Origin of the sequence: Stenotrophomonas riyadhensis (assembly GCF_040256885.1) — a bacterium.
In the GTDB taxonomy this organism is placed as follows: Bacteria; Pseudomonadota; Gammaproteobacteria; order Xanthomonadales; family Xanthomonadaceae; genus Stenotrophomonas; species Stenotrophomonas riyadhensis.
Map to the genome: position 1 here is coordinate 2,962,110 of NZ_CP155568.1, position 17,822 is coordinate 2,979,931.

Here is a 17,822-nt window from a genome sequence, read left to right on the forward strand (position 1 = left end):
GACAGTTCGTTGATCGCACACGCTTCCCGCTCGTTGAGCATTATCGGTGCCGGCCTCGCCGGGTCCCTGCTGGCCATCCTGCTGTCACGCCAGGGCTGGCGCATCACCCTGTACGAACGCCGCGGCGATCCGCGCGTGGCCGACTACGAGAGCGGCCGCTCGATCAACCTGGCGTTGGCCGAGCGTGGGCGCAACGCACTGCGCCAGGCCGGCGTGGAAGACGAGGTGATGGCACGTGCGGTGATGATGCGCGGGCGCATGGTGCATCCACGCGACGGCGAGCCGCAGCTGCAGCGCTATGGCCGCGACGACAGCGAAGTGATCTGGTCGATCCACCGCAGCGACCTGAACACCACGCTGCTGGAGCTGGCCGAACAGGCTGGCGCCACCGTGCACTTCCATCGCCGCCTGCACACCGTCGATTTCGATGCGGGTTACGCACGCTTCATCGATGACCGTGACGACAGCCCGCACGATATCCGTTTCGACACCCTGATCGGTGCCGACGGTGCCGGTTCGGCACTGCGTGCGGCGATGAACCGGCGCGCGCCGCTGGGCGAGGACATCGCCTTCCTCGACCACTCCTACAAGGAGCTGGAGATCCCGCCGGCTGCCGATGGCAGCTTCCGCATCGAGCGCAATGCGCTGCACATCTGGCCGCGCGGCCACTACATGTGCATCGCCCTGCCCAACCACGAAGGCACCTTCACCGTCACCCTGTTCCTGCCCAACCAGGGCGATCCCAGCTTCGCCACGGTCAATACCGGGGCGCAGGCCGAGGCGCTGTTCGCGCGCGAGTTCGCCGACACCCTGCCGTTGATCCCGAACCTGCGCGCGGACTGGGAGCAGCATCCACCGGGCCTGCTTGGCACGCTCACCCTGGAACGCTGGCACCAGCAGGGCCGCGCGGTGCTGATCGGCGACGCCGCGCATGCGATGGTGCCGTTCCACGGCCAGGGCATGAACTGCGCGTTCGAGGACTGCGTTGCGCTGGCCCGCCACCTGATGGAGGCGGATGATCTGGAAGGCGCGTTCGCCGCGTTCGAAGCCGAGCGCAAGCCGAATGCACGTGCCATCCAGCAGATGGCACTGGAGAACTACCTGGAGATGCGTGACCGCGTGGCCGATCCCGCCTTTCTGCTGCAGCGCGAGCTGGAACAGGAACTGCAGCGGCGCTGGCCGACCCGTTTCGTACCGCACTACACGATGGTCACCTTCCTGCACACGCCGTACGCCGAAGCGCTGCGCCGCACTGATCTCCAGCGCGAGATGCTGGTGGCGGCCACCGCAGGTCACGATTCACTGGACAACATCGACTGGGCCGCACTGGAAGCACAGATCCACGCCCAACTGCCGGTCCTGGAGGGCGCGCACTGATGGCTGACAGCTTCCTGTTCTACGACCTGGAAACCTTCGGGCAGGACCCGCGGCGCACGCGCATCTCGCAGTACGCCGCGATCCGTACCGACACCGACCTCAACGAGATCGACACCCCGGTCAGCTTCTTCGTGCGCCCGGCCGATGACCTGCTGCCCTCGCCGATGGCCACCCTGGTCACCGGCATCACCCCGCAGCAGGCACTGGCCGAGGGCATCAGCGAGGCCGAAGCCTTCGATCGCATCAACGAGCAGCTGTCGCGCCCCGGCACCTGTGCGCTGGGCTACAACACGCTGCGCTTCGACGATGAGTTCGTACGCTACGGGCTGTTCCGCAACTTCCACGACCCATACGAACGCGAGTGGCGCAACGGCAATTCGCGCTGGGACCTGCTGGACATGCTGCGGCTGATGCGCGCGATGCGCCCGGATGGCATCCAGTGGCCGTTGCGCGAGGATGGTGCCACCTCGTTCAAGCTCGAACACCTGGCCGAAGCCAACAACGTGCGCGAAGGCGATGCGCACGAAGCGCTGTCCGACGTGCGCGCCACCATCGGCATGGCGCGGCTGTTCAAGCAGTCGCAGCCACGCCTGTGGGACTACGCACTGAAGCTGCGTGACAAGCGCTTCGTCGGCAGCCTGCTGGACGTGGCCGCGATGAAGCCGGTACTGCACATTTCCATGCGCTACCCGGCCAGTCGCCTGTGCGCGGCCCCGGTGCTGCCGCTGGCCGCGCACCCGACCATCAACAACCGGGTGATCGTGTTCGACCTGGATGGCGAGATCAACGACCTGCTGGAACTGCCGGCCGAGGTGATCGCGCAGCGCCTGTACATGCGCGCCAGTGAACTGCCCGAAGGCGTGGCGCGGGTGCCGCTGAAGGAAGTGCACCTGAACAAGGTGCCGGCGCTGATCGCCTGGAACCACCTGCGCGCCGATGACCACGCACGCCTCGGTCTGGACGTGGCCGCGATCGAGGCCAAGGTGGAACGCCTGCGCGCGTTCGCCCCGCAGCTGGCCGAGAAGGCCCGGCAGGTCTACAACCAGCCCCGCGCCGCCACCGTGGCCGACGTCGATGCCTCGCTCTACGACGGCTTCCTCGGCAATGGCGACAAGCCGCTGCTTGCGCTGGCACGCACCACCGCGCCGGAGCAGCTGGCCGCGCTGGAAGGCCGCTTCCGCGACCCGCGCCTGCCGGAGCTGCTGTTCCGCTACCGCGCGCGCAATCATCCCGACAGCCTCGCGCCGGCTGAACGCCAGCGCTGGCAGGATTACCGCCGCCAGCGCCTGCTCGGAGACGGCGGGCTGGGCGAACTCAACCTGCCCCAGTACCAGCAGCAGCTCGATGCACTGGCCGCCGAAGCGCCCGACGATGCGCGGCGCCAGGCCCTGCTGCAATCGCTGCGCGACTGGGGCCAGCACCTGCAGGAGACCTTGTGAGTACCTATTTCTCGGACGCCAGCTTCAAGTTCCTGCGCAGTCTAGCGCGGCATAACGACAAGGCATGGTTCAACGACCACCGCCAGCAGTACGAAGACCACGTGCGGCAGCCGTTCCTGCGCCTGCTGGGCGACCTTCAGCCGGCGCTGGCCGAGGTCAGCGACCACTTCCGCGCCGATACCCGCGGCGTCGGCGGCTCGCTGTTCCGCATCCATCGCGACGCGCGCTTCTCCAACGACAAATCCCCGTACAAGACCTGGCAGGGTGCACGCCTGTTCCATGAGCGCCGCCGCGAGGTGGCCGCGCCCTCGTTCTACGTGCACCTGCAGCCAGGCGAGAGCTTCGTCGGTGCCGGCCTGTGGCATCCGGAACCGGAGACCCAGCGCCGCGTGCGCCATTTCATCCTCGACAACCCCGGCAGCTGGAAGGCCGCCGCGCATGCACCGGCCCTGCGCAAACGCTTCGACTTCGAGGAGAGCGAAAAGCTGGTGCGGCCGCCGCGCGGCTTCCCGGCCGACTTCGAATTCATCGATGACCTCAAGCATCGCAACTGGGTGATGTGGCGCTCGCTGGACGACGCCACCATGACCGGCCCGCGCCTGCTGTCCACGCTGGGCAAGGATCTGGCCGGGCTCGGCCCGTTCGTCGACTATCTGTGCGCGGCGCTGGACCTGGAGTTCTGATGCCGTTGGCACAGCAACGCCGCACGCTGGGCCGCACCGGCCTGGCGGTTTCGCCGGTGGGCCTGGGCTGTTCCGGCTTCTGGGGGCATCGCCGCTTCCCGGAACAGTCGGCCGCGCTCGTGGTCGAGCATGCACTGGCACAGGGCGTGAACCTGTTGGACACCGGCCACAACTATTCCGGTTTCCACGCCGAGCCGCGACTGGGCCGCATCCTGCGCCCGTTGCTGAAGCGATACCCGCGCGAGTCGCTGGTGATTTCCAGCAAGGGCGGCACACTGACCGGCCAGGCCGGCGTCAGCGGCGCCGAGCAACGCAATTTCTCGCCGGCAGCCATCACCGCCAGCTGCGAGGCCTCGCTGCGCAACCTCGGCCTGGATTACCTGGATATCTACCAGCTGCACGGTGCCAGCCAGCACGACATCAACGATGACCTGCTGGCCGCACTGCAACGCCTGCGCGAACGCGGGCTGATCCGGCACACCGGCATCAATACGCACACGGCATCGACCCTGCGCTGGATGATCGACCATCCCATGCTGTTCGACGTGGTGCTTCTGGACTACAACGCCCTGCAGCAGGACCGTGAACCCCTCATCGACCAGTTGCATGCGGTGGGCATCGGCGTGCTGGCCGGCACCGTGCTGGCGCAGGGCCATCTGCTGCCACCACGCCCGCGCCTGCCACGACCGGCGGATGCCTGGTACCTGGCCAGGGCCTGGCTCAAGCCGAGCAGCCGTCAACTGATGCGCAGCGCACGCAATATGCGGAAGGCACTCGCCGCCATCCGCAGCCAGCGCCCGGCCCAGACCGCGTTTGCCTACGCGCTCGGCCATCCCGGCGTAGCCAGTGGCATCTTGGGCACCACCCGCACCGGCAGCCTGGACGAAGTTCTGGCGACGCGGCTTGAGGCACTGACCGCAGCCGAACGCCAACAGCTGGTGAGCGCCTTCGGTGATGGCGGCGGATCACCCAGTCATTGAGTCTTCACCCCATGCTGCTGCGGTTGCGGCAGTCTGGGCGGCATGAAGAAACTCACCGCACTCGTTGTGCTGCTGGTCCTGGCCTTGGCCGCCTGGTGGTTCGGCGGCCCGTACATGACCGTCAATGGCCTGTCCAAGGCCATCGAACAGCGCGACACCGCGCGCCTGGAGCGTTACGTCGATTTCCCGCGCGTGCGCAGCAGCCTGCGCGCGCAGCTCAATGACTATCTGGTGCGCCAGGCCGGCCCGGATGTGGCGGCCAGCCCGTTCGGTGCCCTGCTGTACGGGCTGGGCGACCAGCTTGGTGGTGCCGCGGTGGACACCATGGTGACCCCGACCGGGATCGGCGCGATGCTGCAGGGCCACGTGCTGTGGAAGCGTGGCCGCAATGAACTGCAGGGCGGCGATGCCTTCGGCCCGACCGAACCCGCGCGGCCGCTGAAGCACGCCGAACATCATTTCGAAGCGCTGGACCGCTTCGTGATCGACGTCGATCGCGGCCCCGGCCAGCCCCCCTTAAAGGTGGTGCTGGAACCGCAGGGCCTGCGCTGGAAGGTGGTGGACCTGCAGCTGGGGATGTCCGGCAGCCCGTGACGGGTCATGCCCTTCGATGGCGCTGCTTTCGGTAGGTGCCCACCTTGGTGGGCACGGATGCGCGCCAACCAAGGTTGGCGACTACCGGGGCATGGCGCTCTGGTAGATGCCCACCTTGGTGGGCATGGATCCAGGACGGCGCCAACCCAGGTTGGCAACTACCAGACCCTACCCCTCGTTGGCGACACCATGCGGTACGTGGCCGGCGGCCACATGCTCGCGGGCGCTGTCGATGTTGTGCTGCGAATCATCGAAGAAGATGTCGGCACCGAACGCCTGCAGGAACGGCCCCTTGTGGCGGCCGCCGAGGAACAGCGCCTCGTCCAGGCGCACGCCCCACTCGCGCAGGGTGCGGATCACCCGCTCATGCGCCGGTGCCGATCGCGCGGTGACCAGCGCGGTACGGATCGGCGCACTGTCGCCGGCCGGGAACACTTCCTGCAGCGTGTGCAACGCCGACAGGAAGCCACGGAACGGCCCGCCGCTGAGCGGCTCGCGGGCCCGCTCGCGCTCGTGGCGGCCAAAGGCTTCCACGCCCTGCTCGCGCGAAATGCGCTCACTCTCGTCACCGAAGATCACGGCGTCACCGTCGAAGGCGATGCGCAGCTGACCGGCCGGGCGACCGGTATCGATCTGATCGGCCGCCGCGGCGGCGGTTTCGCCCGGCGGCTTGGGCAGGATGGTCGCCGCCGCAATGCCATGGCGCAGCGCGCTGCGCACCGATTCCGGGTTGGCCGACAGGAACAGGTCGGTGCCGAACGGCTTCACGTACGGCCAGGTCGGCTCGCCGGCGGTGAACGTCGCGCGGATGATGCCCAGGCCGTAGTGCTGGATCGAATTGAAGATGCGCAGGCCGGTATCGGCCGAATTGCGCGACAGCAGGATCACCTCGACCCGCGGGTTCTCCGGGCTGGCGCCCTGGTTCAGCGCCAGCAACTTGCGCACCACCGGGAAGGCCACGCCGGGGCCGAGGATATCGTCCTCGTGCTGGCGCTGGAATTCGGCATAGGCCGCCACGCCATCGCTCTCGAACAGCGCGTGGCTTTCCTCGAGGTCGAACAGGGCGCGCGAGGTCACCGCGACGGTCAGCAAACGGGGGGAGTTGTCGCCCATCGGTGGGGGTCCTTCAAGCGGTCGGCGGGGCCGGCCGCCTATTGTCGTCAAAAAACGAACTGTTCGCTCAGGATCCGGTCTTCCAGGTTGTGCTCCGGGTCGAACAGCAGGGTCACGCGGCGGTCCTTCGACTCGCGGATGGTCACCTCGACCACGTCGCGGGTCTCGTGCGAATCCGCTGTGACGCTGACCGGGCGCTTGTACGGATCAAGCACGCGGAAACGCACCTCGGTGTCGGCCTTGAGGATCGCCCCGCGCCAGCGGCGCGGCCGGTACGGGGCCAACGGCGTCAGCGCGATGGTATGCGAGCCCAGCGGCAGCACCGGTCCGTGCGCGGAATAGTTGTAGGCGGTGCTGCCGGCCGGGGTGGCCACCAGCACGCCGTCACCGATCAGCTCGGCCACGCGTTCCTGGCCGTTGAGGTCGATGCCGATATGCGCGGCCTGCCGGGTCTGGCGCAGCAGCGACACATCGTTGTAGGCCAGCGAACCGGTGCTGGTGCCCGACTCGGTCAGCGCCACCATTTCCAGCGGGCGCAGGTTGGCCGGTTCGGCACGGGCAATGCGGGCCTGCACGTCGTCGTCGCCGCGGTACTGGTTCATCAGGAAACCAACGGTGCCCAGCTTCATGCCGAACACCGGCTTGCCCAGGTGACCATGCCGATGCAGGGTCTGCAGCATGAAGCCGTCGCCACCCAGCGGACACAGCACGTCGGCCTGCTCCGGCGCATGATCGCCATAGCGCGAGACCATCGCGGCGCGGGCCATCTGCGCGGGCTCGGTGGTGCTGGCCAGGAAAGCGATGCGGGGGGTGTCGCTCATCGGTGAATCCGGGGGGAACTGATGAAGAGCATAACCGAGCGCCGGGGGTTGGACCGCGCGGGGCGGATGACCGGCATATCCGCCGGGACACGCCGTAAACCCGTCCCTGGGGGCTCGATCGCGCCATCCATGGCGCTCACGGTCCCGGCGGATATGCCGGTCATCCACCTGGCAGGTTCACAGCCGGCGTCGGGACAGGTGGTCGCAAAAGGCCAAAGGCAGAAACAGAACGGCCCCGCTTTCGCGGGGCCGTTCCTCCAACTGCTGCAGATCAGGAGCCCCCCTGAGTCAGGGGGGCGCGCCAACGGCGCGGGGGTCTGGGAGCATGGTTGGCATGGGGCCCACGGTTTACAGAGCAAACCGTGGGGCGTCAGCGCGAATGCGCTTACGCACCATGCGCGGCGAGCTGGCCCAGGCGCTGGACCGCGACCGAGACGGTCGGGTAGTCCAGGGTCTTCTGCTCGGCCAGTTCGGCCAGCATCGCCAGGGTGAAGCGCAGGCTGTTGTCATCGCGGCCCATCCATGCGGCCACCTTGGCTTCGGCACTGCCACCCTTGGTGCCCAGCACCTGGCCGGCCAGGTTGCGGTGGTTGGCGGCCAGTTCGTCACGCAGCACGCCACGTGCCACGGCGTGCCAACGGCCATTGACCTCCAGCGCGTCGACCTGCTCGAACAGCCACGGCAGCTGCAGGGCATCGCCCAGGCGGAAGTGGACCTTGGACACGTCCACCGGCTTCAGCTTGCGGGTACGGGCCAGTTCGATGATGTCGAACGCCGGCTCCAGGAAGTGCAGTTCGGCCAGCTGCTGCGCCAGGGCGGACGGCAGGCCCTTTTCCTTCCACTCGGCCACCAGCGCTTCGTAGGTCGGACGCTGCGAATCCGGCAGCACACCCGACGCAACGCGGATGTCGTTGAACGGACCCTGGTAGCGGTTGACCGCTTCGGTGATGCCCGGCATCGCACCTGGGCGCGACAGCAGCCAGCGCACGAACGAGCGCTGCAGCTTCCAGATCACTTCCAGTGCGTCGATCTGCACCGACTCCGGCACCTTGCCGTCGAGGGCATCGATCTGCGCCCACAGCGCGCGTGCATCCAGCGTTTCACGGCTGATGGTGTAGGCCTTGGCGACCTCGGCGATCGAGCGGCCGGTGTCTTCCTGCATGCGCATCAGGAAGGTGGCGCCCATGCGGTTGATGGTCTGGTTGGTCACGGCCGTGGCGATGATTTCGCGCTTCAGGCGGTGACGCTCCATCGCGTCGGCGTACTTCTTCTGCAGCGGGGTCGGGAAGTAGCGCTGCAGTTCCTTGGACAGGTACGGATCTTCCGGGATGTCCGAATCCAGCAGCTGGGCGAACGCCACCAGCTTGGAGTAGGACAGCAGCACCGACAGTTCCGGACGGGTCAGGCCCTGGCCGCGTGCCTTGCGCTGCGACAGCTCGGCGTCGGACGGCAGGAATTCGATCTGGCGATCGAGCAGGCCCTGCTGTTCAAGCGTACGGATGAAGTGCTGCTTGGAACCCAGGCGCTTGACCGCCATCCGCTCCATCAGGCTCAGCGCCTGGTTCTGGCGGTAGTTGTCGTTGAGCACCAGCTCGGCGACTTCATCGGTCATCGAGGCCAGCAGCTTGTTGCGCTGCTCGACGGTCAGCTTCTTGGCCCGCACCACATCGTTGAGCAGGATCTTGATGTTGACTTCATGGTCGGAGGTGTCGACACCGGCCGAGTTGTCGATGAAGTCGGTGTTGAGCAGCACGCCGGCCTGGGCAGCTTCGATGCGGCCCAGCTGGGTCATGCCCAGGTTGCCGCCCTCGCCCACCACCTTGCAGCGCAGCTCGCCACCGTTCACGCGCAGGGCGTTGTTGGCGCGGTCGCCGACATCGCTGTGCTGCTCGCTGGCGGCCTTGACGTAGGTACCGATGCCGCCGTTCCACAGCAGGTCGACCGGTGCCTTCAGGATCGCGCTCATCAGGTCGTTCGGCGACAGCGCCTTGACGTTCTCGTCCAGGCCCAGCACTTCACGCACCTGCGGGGTGATCTCGATCGACTTCAGGCTGCGCGGGTACACGCCGCCGCCCTTGCTGATCAGCTTGGCATCGTAGTCCGCCCAGCTCGAACGCGGCACGGTGAACAGGCGCTCACGTTCGACGAACGTGGTGGCTGCATCCGGGTTCGGGTCCAGGAAGATGTGGCGATGATCGAACGCAGCGACCAGGCGGATGTGGCGCGACAGCAGCATGCCGTTGCCGAACACGTCGCCGGACATGTCGCCGACGCCTACCGCGGTGAAGTCCTGGCTCTGGCTGTCACGGCCCAGCGCACGGAAGTGGCGCTTGACCGACTCCCACGCACCGCGTGCGGTGATGCCCATGCCCTTGTGGTCGTAACCCACCGAACCACCGGAGGCGAATGCATCGCCCATCCAGAAGCCGTGCGCGATGGCCAGGCCGTTGGCGATGTCGGAGAAGGTCGCGGTGCCCTTGTCGGCGGCCACCACCAGGTACGGATCGTCCATGTCGTGACGCACGACATCCACCGGCGGCACGATCTTGTTGTTGACGATGTTGTCGGTGATGTCCAGCAGGCCCTGGATGAACAGCTTGTAGCAGGCCACGCCGTTGGCGAAGATCGCATCACGGTCGCCGTTCACCGGCGGGGTCTTGGCGAAGAAGCCGCCCTTCGCGCCGACCGGCACGATGACGGTGTTCTTGACCATCTGCGCCTTGACCAGGCCCAGCACTTCGGTACGGAAGTCTTCACGACGGTCCGACCAGCGCAGGCCACCACGGGCGACTGCGCCGAAGCGCAGGTGGGTACCTTCCACGCGCGGGCCGTAGACGAAGATTTCGCGGTACGGGCGCGGCTTCGGCAGGTCCGGCACCAGCGCCGAATCGAACTTGAAGCTGATGACATGGCCGTGCTGGCCGTTGGCATCGGTCTGGTAGTAGCTGGTACGCAGGGTCGCGTCGATCACGCCCATGAACGAGCGCAGGATGCGGTCCTCGTCCAGGCTGGACACGCGGTCCATCAGCTTCAGCAGCGCATCGCGCGCGGCCTGCATCTGCGCGTCGCGGTCACCCTTGCGGGCGTCGACCACGATCTTGAGCACCTTCAGGGTGGCGTCGTCGCCAGCGGCCAGCACGTCGAAGTGCGCCTTCAGCTGGGCCTGGCCGGCAGCGATGTCGTCCTTGCCTTCGTGGCCGGTGGCCGGATCGAAGCGGGCTTCGAACAGCTCGACCAGCAGGCGGGCCAGCAGCGGGTAGCGCGCGAAGGTGCCTTCCACGTAGGCCTGCGAGAACGGCACGCCGGTCTGCAGCAGGTACTTGCAGTAGCCACGCAGCATGGCGACCTGGCGCCAGTGCAGGCCAGCGGCCAGCACCAGGCGGTTGAAGCCGTCGTTCTCGGCATCGCCGTGCCAGACGCGGGCGAAGGTCTCGCCGAAGGCTTCATCGACGCTGGCGGCATCGATCGCGCCGGCGGTCGACTCGACCTCGAAGTCCTGCACGTACACCGGCGCGTTGTCGACCGACAGGCGGTACGGACGCTCGGCGATCACGCGCAGGCCCATGTTTTCCATCATCGGCAGCGCGTCCGACAGCGGAATGTCGTCCAGCTGGCGATACAGCTTCAGGCGCAGGCCATCGCCGCTTTCGCGCGGCACGGCCTGCAGGCTCAGGCGCAGGTCGTCCGGGCCGGTCAGGGCATCGAGCTGGCTGACATCGTTGGCGGCAACCGCGGTGCTGTTGTCTTCGATGTAGCCGGCCGGCAGTGCCTTGCCGATACGGGCGGCGATGCGCAGGCCTTCGGTCTCGCCGTGGCGGGTGACCAGCGCTTCGCGCAGGTCGTCCTGCCAGTTGCGCAGCACCTGGGCCAGCTTCTGTTCCAGTTCGGCGGTATCGACGTCGAGCATTTCACCCGGCTTCGGGCGCACGATCAGGTGCACCTGGGCCAGCGGCGATTCGCCCAGCACCACCGAGCTGTCCACGTATTCGCCATGCAGCGCTTCCTTCAGCATCGCTTCGATGCGCAGGCGCACGTCGGTGTTGAAGCGCTCGCGCGGCAGGTAGACCAGCGCGGAGATGAAACGGCTGTACTTGTCACGGCGCAGGAACAGGCGGCTGCGCACGCGCTCCTGCAGGCCCAGCACGCCCATGGCGGTGCGGAACAGTTCGTCCTCGCTGGACTGGAACAGTTCTTCGCGCGGCAGGGTTTCCAGGATGTGGCGCAGGGCCTTGCCGCTGTGGCTGGCCGGGGCCAGGCCCGACTGCTTCATCACGTGCTCGTGGCGCTGGCGCACCAGCGGGATTTCCCACGGGCGACGGTTGTAGGCGCTGGAGGTGAACAGGCCAAGGAAGCGCTGCTCGCCGATGATCTTGCCCTTGGCGTCGAATTCCAGCACGCCGATGTAGTCCATGTAGCCGGCGCGGTGCACGCGCGAACGGGCATTGGTCTTGGTCAGGATCAGTGCGTCCTTCAGCCCGGACGTGGCGTTCAGGCCCTGCGCGGCCAGGGTCTTGACCGGACGGGCGGCGGACTTGTCCTTGCCGCGCATCAGGCCCAGGCCGGTGTCGTTCAGCGGCGCCAGCACGTCTTCCTTGCCCTGCTTCTCGACGCGGTACTCGCGGTAGCCGAAGAAGGTGAAGTGGTTGTCGGCGGCCCAGCGCAGGAATTCCTGTGCTTCCTTGCGCGAGGCGGCATCGACCGGCAGCTGGCGGCTGCCCAGGTCGTCGGCCAGCGCCAGTGCCTTGTCCTTCATCGGCTGCCAGTCGCGCACGATCGCACGCACTTCGTCCAGCGCCTTGTTGATGGCCTGCTCGATGGCGGCCATGGCTTCGGCCGGCTGGCGGTCGATTTCCAGCAGCATCACCGACTCGGCATCCCCCTCGCCGACCTTGACCAGCTTGCCGGCCTTGTCGCGGGTGAAGCGCAGCACCGGGTGGCCCAGCACGTGGACGCCCACGCCCTGTTCGGCCAGCGACATGGTGACGGTGTCGACCAGGAACGGCATGTCGTCGTTGACGATCTGCAGCACGGTGTGCGGCGATTCCCAACCATTGGCCTTCGCGGTCGGATTGAACACGCGGACGTTGGCCTTGCCGGCCTTGCGGGCACGGGCGAATTCCAGCGTCTCAGCCGCGAGAGCGGCCCACTCTTCAGCGCTGTGGTGCGGGAACTCGTCCGACTCCATGCGCTTGTAGAAGTCAGTGGCGAAGGCCACCGCTTCGGCCTGTGCGGCCGCGGGGTAACGCTTGCGCAATGCCGTGTACACCGGCTCCAGGGAGAAACCAGCGGTCACTGCGACCTCCGACTCTGCTGGTTTGGTCTTGTTTTTCACGGTCTTGGCTGCGGTTTTTTGCGGTTTCATGGCAGAGCGATGCGCTTGCTCAGTTGGGAAAATGAAATTGTAGCCCTACCGCACGAAAAGGCCTTGCTGCAGGACGGAATAAGTAGATTCGGGTTTGCTGCGGTTTAGACGCCTATTCAGTTCGCACCGGTATGGTCCTGGCACCCACTTCAGCACTGCCGACAGGATCGGCAAAGCGTGTTACCGGAAGACACACGCGGCGACGCCGATTCGATTCCACAATCCTGAACTGGACGGTATAGTCCACCGCGTGAACCCGGCCTACCTCCCCGTCGCCCTCGACGCACGCGATGAGCGCGTGTTCGATGCCGTGCGCGAGTTGTTGGCCCAGCAGGGCATGCAGATGAGCATGGACGCGGTGGCCCAGCATGCCGGCTGTTCCAAGCAGACCCTGTACTCGCGCTATGGCAGCAAGCAGGAACTGCTGCGCCGGGTGATGCAGCGCCATGTCGGCCACGCCACCGGGGCCATGGTTCGTGCACTCCGCAGTGACGACCTGCGTGCCAGCCTGCTCCAGTTCGCCACCGACTTCCTGGAGCATTTCAACCAACCGCACGTAGGACAGGCCTGTCGGCTGATCGCCGCCGATGCGTCACAGTTTCCCGAAGAGGCGCGTACGCTGTACCGGCATGGTGCCGGCGCGTTGACGCTTCATCTTGCTGAATGGATTGAAACCGTTTGCATGCAAGGCCAGCTCCGGCATGACGACCCGCACTTCATGGCCGAACTGCTGCTGAGCATGATCGCCGGTCAGGATTTCGACAAACAGCGCTTCCATACCCCCCATCGTGATGACGCGCTGCTGCGTCGGCGTTGGGCAGAGTTCTCCGTCGACAGCTTCCTGCGCGCGTTCGCGCCACAGCCGTCGCCGGCCCCGTCTACAAACCAACCCCGGAGTTCCTCCTGATGACCGCCCCACTCCGCACCCTTGCCTTGACGTGCGCCGTTGCTGTCGCTCTGGCTGCCTGCAAGAAGCCGGAACAGCAGATGCCCCCGCCGCCGGAGGTGGGCGTCATCGACGCCAAGCCGCAGACCCTGCCGCTGCAGCGCGAGCTGGTCGGCCGCCTGTCGCCGTTCCGCAGCGCCGACGTCCGCGCACGCGTACCCGGCGTGCTGCTCAAGCGCGTCTACCAGGAAGGCTCGCAGGTCAAGCAGGGCCAGACTCTGTTCCTGATCGACCCGGCGCCGCTGCGTGCCTCGCTCAACGCCTCCGAGGCACAGCTGGCCTCGGCCCGCGCGACCTACGCCAATGCCAAGGTCGCCGCCGACCGCGCACGTTCGCTGGCCCCGCAGCAGTTCGTCTCCAAGGCCGACCTGGACAATGCCGAATCGGCCGAGCGCACCGCGCTGGCCGCGGTCAAGCAGGCCGAAGCATCGGTGACCTCCTCGCGCATCAACCTGGGCTATACCGAAGTGACCGCACCGATCAGCGGCGTGGCCAACAAGCAGCAGGTCACCGAAGGTGCGCTGGTCGGCCAGGGCGATGTGACCCTGCTGACCACCGTTGACCAGCTCGACCCGCTGTACGTCAACTTCTCGCTGAGCGTGGACGAGCTGACCCAGCTGCGCGCGCAGCAGGCCAAGGGCGCGCTGGCGCTGTCCGGCGACGGCAAGGCCACGGTCAACGTCAAGCTGGCCGACGGCACCACGTACAGCGAGCCGGGCACGCTGGACTTCTCCTCGACCACGGTCGACCCGGCCACCGGCGCGGTGTCGCTGCGTGCGCTGCTGCCGAACCCGCAGCACATCCTGCTGCCCGGCGCCTTCGTCAGCTTCCAGGCCAACCTCGGCGAGCGCAACAACGCCTACCTGGTGCCGCAGCAGGCGCTGCTGCGCGACACCACCGGCGGCTACGTGATGGTGGTCGGCGCCGACGGCAAGGTCGTGCGCAAGAACGTGAAGACCGATGGCGCGCAGAACGGCAACTGGCTGGTCAGCGACGGCCTGGCTGCCGGTGACAAGGTGATCGTGGCCGGCGTGCAGAAGGTCAAGGAAGGTGCACCGGCAGTGGCCAAGCCGTGGACTCCGGGGCAGGACGCCAACGGCAAGCCTGCCGCAGGCGGCGCCGCTCCGGCGGGCGCAGCACCGGCCGCAGGCAAGGCACCGGCCGACGCGGCCAAGCCCGAGCAGGCCGATGCGGCCAAGCCGGCCGCCACCGATTCGAACAAGCAGTAACGGGAACCTTCCGTCATGCCTAAATTTTTCATCGAACATCCAGTCTTCGCCTGGGTGGTTGCGATCCTGATCTCGCTCAGCGGCGTGATCGCGATCCTCAACCTGGGCGTGGAGTCCTATCCCAACATCGCCCCGCCGCAGGTCACCGTCTCGGCGACCTACCCGGGCGCCAGTGCGGACACCACCGAGAAATCGGTCACCCAGGTGATCGAGCAGCAGCTGACCGGTATCGATCACCTGCTGTACTTCAGCTCCTCGTCGGCCTCCAACGGCCGTGCGCAGATCACCCTGACCTTCGAGACCGGTACCGATCCGGACATCGCCCAGGTGCAGGTGCAGAACAAGGTCTCGCTGGCCACGCCACGACTGCCTTCGGAAGTAACCCAGCAGGGCGTGGTGGTGGCCAAGGCCAACGCCGGCTTCCTGATGGTGATCGCGCTGCAGTCCGATACGCCGGCCATCAACCGTGACGCCCTGAACGACATCGTCGGTTCGCGCGTGCTCGACCAGGTCTCGCGTATCCCCGGCGTCGGCAGCACCCAGCAGTTCGGTTCCGAGTACGCCATGAACATCTGGCTGAACCCGGAGAAGATGCAGGGCTACGGCCTGTCGGCCAGCCAGGTGCTGGCCGCGGTGCGTGCGCAGAACGTGCAGTTCGCTGCCGGTGCGCTGGGTTCGGACCCGTCGCCGGAAGGCCAGCACTTCACCGCCACGGTCTCGGCCGAAGGCCGCTTCAGCTCGCCGCAGGAGTTCGAGAACATCATCCTGCGCGCCAATGCTGACGGCTCGCGCGTGCTGCTGAAGGACATCGCCCGCGTTGCCTTCGGTGCCAACAACTACGGCTTCGACACCCAGTACAACGGCAAGCCGACCGGCGCCTTCGCCATCCAGCTGCTGCCGGGCGCCAACGCCCTGAACGTGGCCGATGCGGTACGCGCCAAGATGGATGAGCTGCAGCCCAGCTTCCCGTCCGGCGTGACCTGGTTCTCGCCGTACGACAGCACCACCTTCGTCAAGATCTCCATCCAGGAAGTGGTCAAGACACTGTTCGAAGCAGTGTTCCTGGTGTTCCTGGTGATGCTGATCTTCCTGCAGAACTTCCGCGCCACGCTGATCCCGACCCTGGTCATCCCGGTGGCCCTGCTCGGCACCTTCCTGGGCATGTGGATGATCGGCTTCACGATCAACCAGCTGACCCTGTTCGCGATGGTGCTGGCGATCGGCATCGTGGTCGATGACGCGATCGTGGTGATCGAGAACGTCGAACGCATCATGACCGAGGAAGGCCTGGCGCCGAAGCCGGCCACGCAGAAGGCGATGACCCAGATCACCGGCGCGGTGGTGGCGATCACCGTCGTGCTGGCCGCGGTGTTCATCCCGTCCGCCCTGCAGGGTGGTGCCGCCGGTGAGATCTACAAGCAGTTCGCGCTGACCATCGCCATCTCGATGGCGTTCTCGGCGTTCCTGGCACTGGGCTTCACCCCGGCGCTGTGCGCGACCTTCCTCAAGCCGACGCACAACGACAACCCGAACATCGTCTACCGCACCTTCAACAAGTACTACGACAAGATCAGCCACACCTATGTGGGCCACATCACCTCGGCGGTGCGCCATGCGCCGCGCTGGATGATCCTGTTCGTGGTGCTGACCGCACTGTGCGGCTTCCTGTTCACCCGCATGCCGGGCAGCTTCCTGCCGGAAGAAGACCAGGGCTACGCGCTGGCGATCGTACAGCTGCCGCCGGGCTCCACCAAGGGCCAGACCAACGAAGTGTTCGCGCAGATGCGTGGCATCCTGGAAAAGCAGGATGGCTATGAAGGCATGCTGCAGGTGGCCGGCTTCAGCTTCGTCGGTTCCGGCGAGAACGTGGGCATGGGCTTCATCCGCCTGAAGCCGTGGGAGGAACGCAAGTTCACCGCGCCCGAGTTCATCCAGAACATGAACGGCGCGTTCTACGGCATCAAGGAAGCACAGATCTTCGTGGTCAACCTGCCCACCGTGCAGGGCCTCGGCCAGTTCGGCGGCTTCGACATGTGGCTGCAGGACCGCAGCGGTGCCGGCTACGAGCAGCTGACCCAGGCGCGCAACATCCTGCTCGGCAACGCCGCGCAGAAGCCCGAGGCACTGGTCGGCGTGCGCCCGAACGGACTGGAAAACGCCCCGCAGCTGCAGCTGCACGTGGACCGCGTGCAGGCGCAGTCGATGGGCATGTCGGTGTCGGACGTGTACAGCACCATCCAGCTGATGCTGGCCCCGGTGTACGTCAATGACTTCTTCTACGAAGGCCGCATCAAGCGCGTGACCATGCAGGCCGATGGCCCGTATCGCACCGGCCAGGAGTCGCTGAAGAGCTTCTACAGCCCGTCCAGCCTGACCACGAATGCCGACGGCACCAACGCGATGATCCCGCTCAACACGGTGGTCAAGTCCGAATGGGTGTCGGCACCGCCGTCGCTGAGCCGCTACAACGGCTACTCGGCGATCAACATCGTCGGCTCGCAGGCCCCGGGCACCAGCTCGGGTGAAGCAATGCAGACCATGGAGAGCATCGTCAACGACGACCTGCCGGCCGGCTTCGGCTACGACTGGTCGGGCATGTCCTACCAGGAAATCCTGGCCGGCAACGCCGCGACGCTGCTGCTGGTGCTGTCCATCGTGGTGGTGTTCCTGTGCCTGGCGGCCCTGTACGAAAGCTGGTCGATCCCGGTGGCGGTGCTGCTGGTCGTGCCGCTGGGCGTGCTCGGTGCACTCGGCCTGTCGATGCTGCGCGGCCTGCCCAACGATCTGTTCTTCAAGATCGGCCTGATCACCGTGATCGGCCTGGCGGCGAAGAACGCGATCCTGATCGTGGAGTTCGCGGTGGAGCAGCGCGCAGCAGGCAAGAACCTGCGCGATGCCACCATCGAAGCGGCCCGCCTGCGCTTCCGCCCGATCCTGATGACCTCGTTCGCGTTCATCATGGGCGTGATCCCGATGGCGATCTCCACCGGCGCTGGCGCCAACTCCCGCCACGCCATCGGTACCGGCGTGATCGGTGGCATGCTGTTCGCCACCCTGCTCGGCCTCCTGATGATCCCGGTGTTCTTCGTGGTCGTGCGGCGCATGCTGGGTGACAAGCTGGATGAACCGTCCAAGGAGTTCATGGAACGCCAGCGCGATGCGGAAACCGCCCACCGTCCGGATCGTTGATCCGGTGGTGAGCTGAAATGAAAAGGCCCCGGAGCGATCCGGGGCCTTTTCATTCGTGCCATGAAGCCGGTAGTCGCCAACCTTGGTTG

The 17,822-nt window shown here is 66.6% G+C and carries 11 protein-coding genes; 8 read left to right on the top strand and 3 right to left on the bottom strand.

The genetic code is table 11. The features are described from left to right. Nucleotides 1-9 precede the first annotated feature (9 nt). The 5 genes from SriyCCGPB3_RS13875 to SriyCCGPB3_RS13895 are packed head-to-tail and all read left to right on the top strand — an operon-like array spanning nt 10 to nt 5,073. Nucleotides 10-1,377, top strand: a complete 1,368-nt coding sequence (locus SriyCCGPB3_RS13875) for an FAD-dependent oxidoreductase (protein ID WP_110712812.1) — start codon at nt 10-12, stop codon at nt 1,375-1,377. Further along, nucleotides 1,377-2,816 carry an exodeoxyribonuclease I gene (gene sbcB / locus SriyCCGPB3_RS13880; protein ID WP_180846657.1) on the top strand — a complete coding sequence of 480 codons (1,440 nt, stop codon included), beginning with the start codon at nt 1,377-1,379 and terminating at the stop codon, nt 2,814-2,816. The genes SriyCCGPB3_RS13875 and sbcB overlap by 1 nt, the downstream gene beginning before the upstream one ends. Then, nucleotides 2,813-3,499: a DUF2461 domain-containing protein gene (locus SriyCCGPB3_RS13885; RefSeq protein WP_110712814.1), complete on the top strand. Its 687-nt coding sequence runs from the start codon at nt 2,813-2,815 to the stop codon at nt 3,497-3,499. Before sbcB ends, SriyCCGPB3_RS13885 begins: the two co-directional genes overlap by 4 nt. Beyond that, nucleotides 3,499-4,479 (top strand): aldo/keto reductase, encoded by a 981-nt coding sequence (locus tag SriyCCGPB3_RS13890; RefSeq protein ID WP_153855990.1) that lies wholly within the window; start codon nt 3,499-3,501, stop codon nt 4,477-4,479. The genes SriyCCGPB3_RS13885 and SriyCCGPB3_RS13890 overlap by 1 nt, the downstream gene beginning before the upstream one ends. A gap of 42 nt (nt 4,480-4,521) precedes the next feature. Then, the gene (locus SriyCCGPB3_RS13895) at nt 4,522-5,073 is read left to right on the top strand and encodes a DUF2939 domain-containing protein (RefSeq protein WP_110712816.1); all 552 of its coding nucleotides are present in this window, start codon (nt 4,522-4,524) and stop codon (nt 5,071-5,073) included. 168 nt (nt 5,074-5,241) lie between these two features. Here SriyCCGPB3_RS13895 and SriyCCGPB3_RS13900 read toward each other — a convergent pair whose 3' ends face one another. From SriyCCGPB3_RS13900 to SriyCCGPB3_RS13910, 3 genes are all read right to left on the bottom strand, one after another. Next, a complete protein-coding gene (locus SriyCCGPB3_RS13900; RefSeq protein ID WP_005417414.1) occupies nt 5,242-6,186 on the bottom strand; it encodes a 5'-nucleotidase in 945 nt (314 codons plus the stop codon). Between the two features lie 47 nt (nt 6,187-6,233). Beyond that, complete coding sequence (locus tag SriyCCGPB3_RS13905) at nt 6,234-7,007, bottom strand: NAD kinase (RefSeq protein WP_006376667.1); 774 nt, start codon at nt 7,005-7,007, stop codon at nt 6,234-6,236. Between the two features lie 385 nt (nt 7,008-7,392). Continuing rightward, nucleotides 7,393-12,369 (bottom strand): NAD-glutamate dehydrogenase, encoded by a 4,977-nt coding sequence (locus SriyCCGPB3_RS13910; RefSeq protein ID WP_350259432.1) that lies wholly within the window; start codon nt 12,367-12,369, stop codon nt 7,393-7,395. 250 nt (nt 12,370-12,619) lie between these two features. On the opposite strand from SriyCCGPB3_RS13910, the gene SriyCCGPB3_RS13915 reads away from it, so the two are divergent. The 3 genes from SriyCCGPB3_RS13915 to SriyCCGPB3_RS13925 are packed head-to-tail and all read left to right on the top strand — an operon-like array spanning nt 12,620 to nt 17,733. After that, nucleotides 12,620-13,276, top strand: coding sequence for a TetR/AcrR family transcriptional regulator (locus SriyCCGPB3_RS13915; RefSeq protein ID WP_110712819.1), 657 nt, complete (start codon nt 12,620-12,622; stop codon nt 13,274-13,276). Continuing rightward, entirely contained in the window at nt 13,276-14,544 is a 1,269-nt protein-coding gene (locus SriyCCGPB3_RS13920) for an efflux RND transporter periplasmic adaptor subunit (protein WP_248858012.1), read from the top strand. Before SriyCCGPB3_RS13915 ends, SriyCCGPB3_RS13920 begins: the two co-directional genes overlap by 1 nt. Nucleotides 14,545-14,559: 15 nt before the next feature. Next, complete coding sequence (locus SriyCCGPB3_RS13925) at nt 14,560-17,733, top strand: multidrug efflux RND transporter permease subunit (protein WP_153855987.1); 3,174 nt, start codon at nt 14,560-14,562, stop codon at nt 17,731-17,733. The last annotated feature ends 89 nt before the right edge of the window (nt 17,734-17,822 follow it).

Excerpts from the sequence above, each read along its gene's own strand:
- SriyCCGPB3_RS13910 (WP_350259432.1), bottom strand. The coding sequence starts at position 12,369 with ATGAAACCGCAAAAAACCGCAGCCAAGACCGTGAAAAACAAGACCAAA.
- SriyCCGPB3_RS13890 (WP_153855990.1), top strand. The coding sequence starts at position 3,499 with ATGCCGTTGGCACAGCAACGCCGCACGCTGGGCCGCACCGGCCTGGCG.
- SriyCCGPB3_RS13925 (WP_153855987.1), top strand. The coding sequence starts at position 14,560 with ATGCCTAAATTTTTCATCGAACATCCAGTCTTCGCCTGGGTGGTTGCG.
- SriyCCGPB3_RS13920 (WP_248858012.1), top strand. The coding sequence starts at position 13,276 with ATGACCGCCCCACTCCGCACCCTTGCCTTGACGTGCGCCGTTGCTGTC.
- SriyCCGPB3_RS13905 (WP_006376667.1), bottom strand. The coding sequence starts at position 7,007 with ATGAGCGACACCCCCCGCATCGCTTTCCTGGCCAGCACCACCGAGCCC.
- SriyCCGPB3_RS13895 (WP_110712816.1), top strand. The coding sequence starts at position 4,522 with ATGAAGAAACTCACCGCACTCGTTGTGCTGCTGGTCCTGGCCTTGGCC.
- sbcB (WP_180846657.1), top strand. The coding sequence starts at position 1,377 with ATGGCTGACAGCTTCCTGTTCTACGACCTGGAAACCTTCGGGCAGGAC.
- SriyCCGPB3_RS13900 (WP_005417414.1), bottom strand. The coding sequence starts at position 6,186 with ATGGGCGACAACTCCCCCCGTTTGCTGACCGTCGCGGTGACCTCGCGC.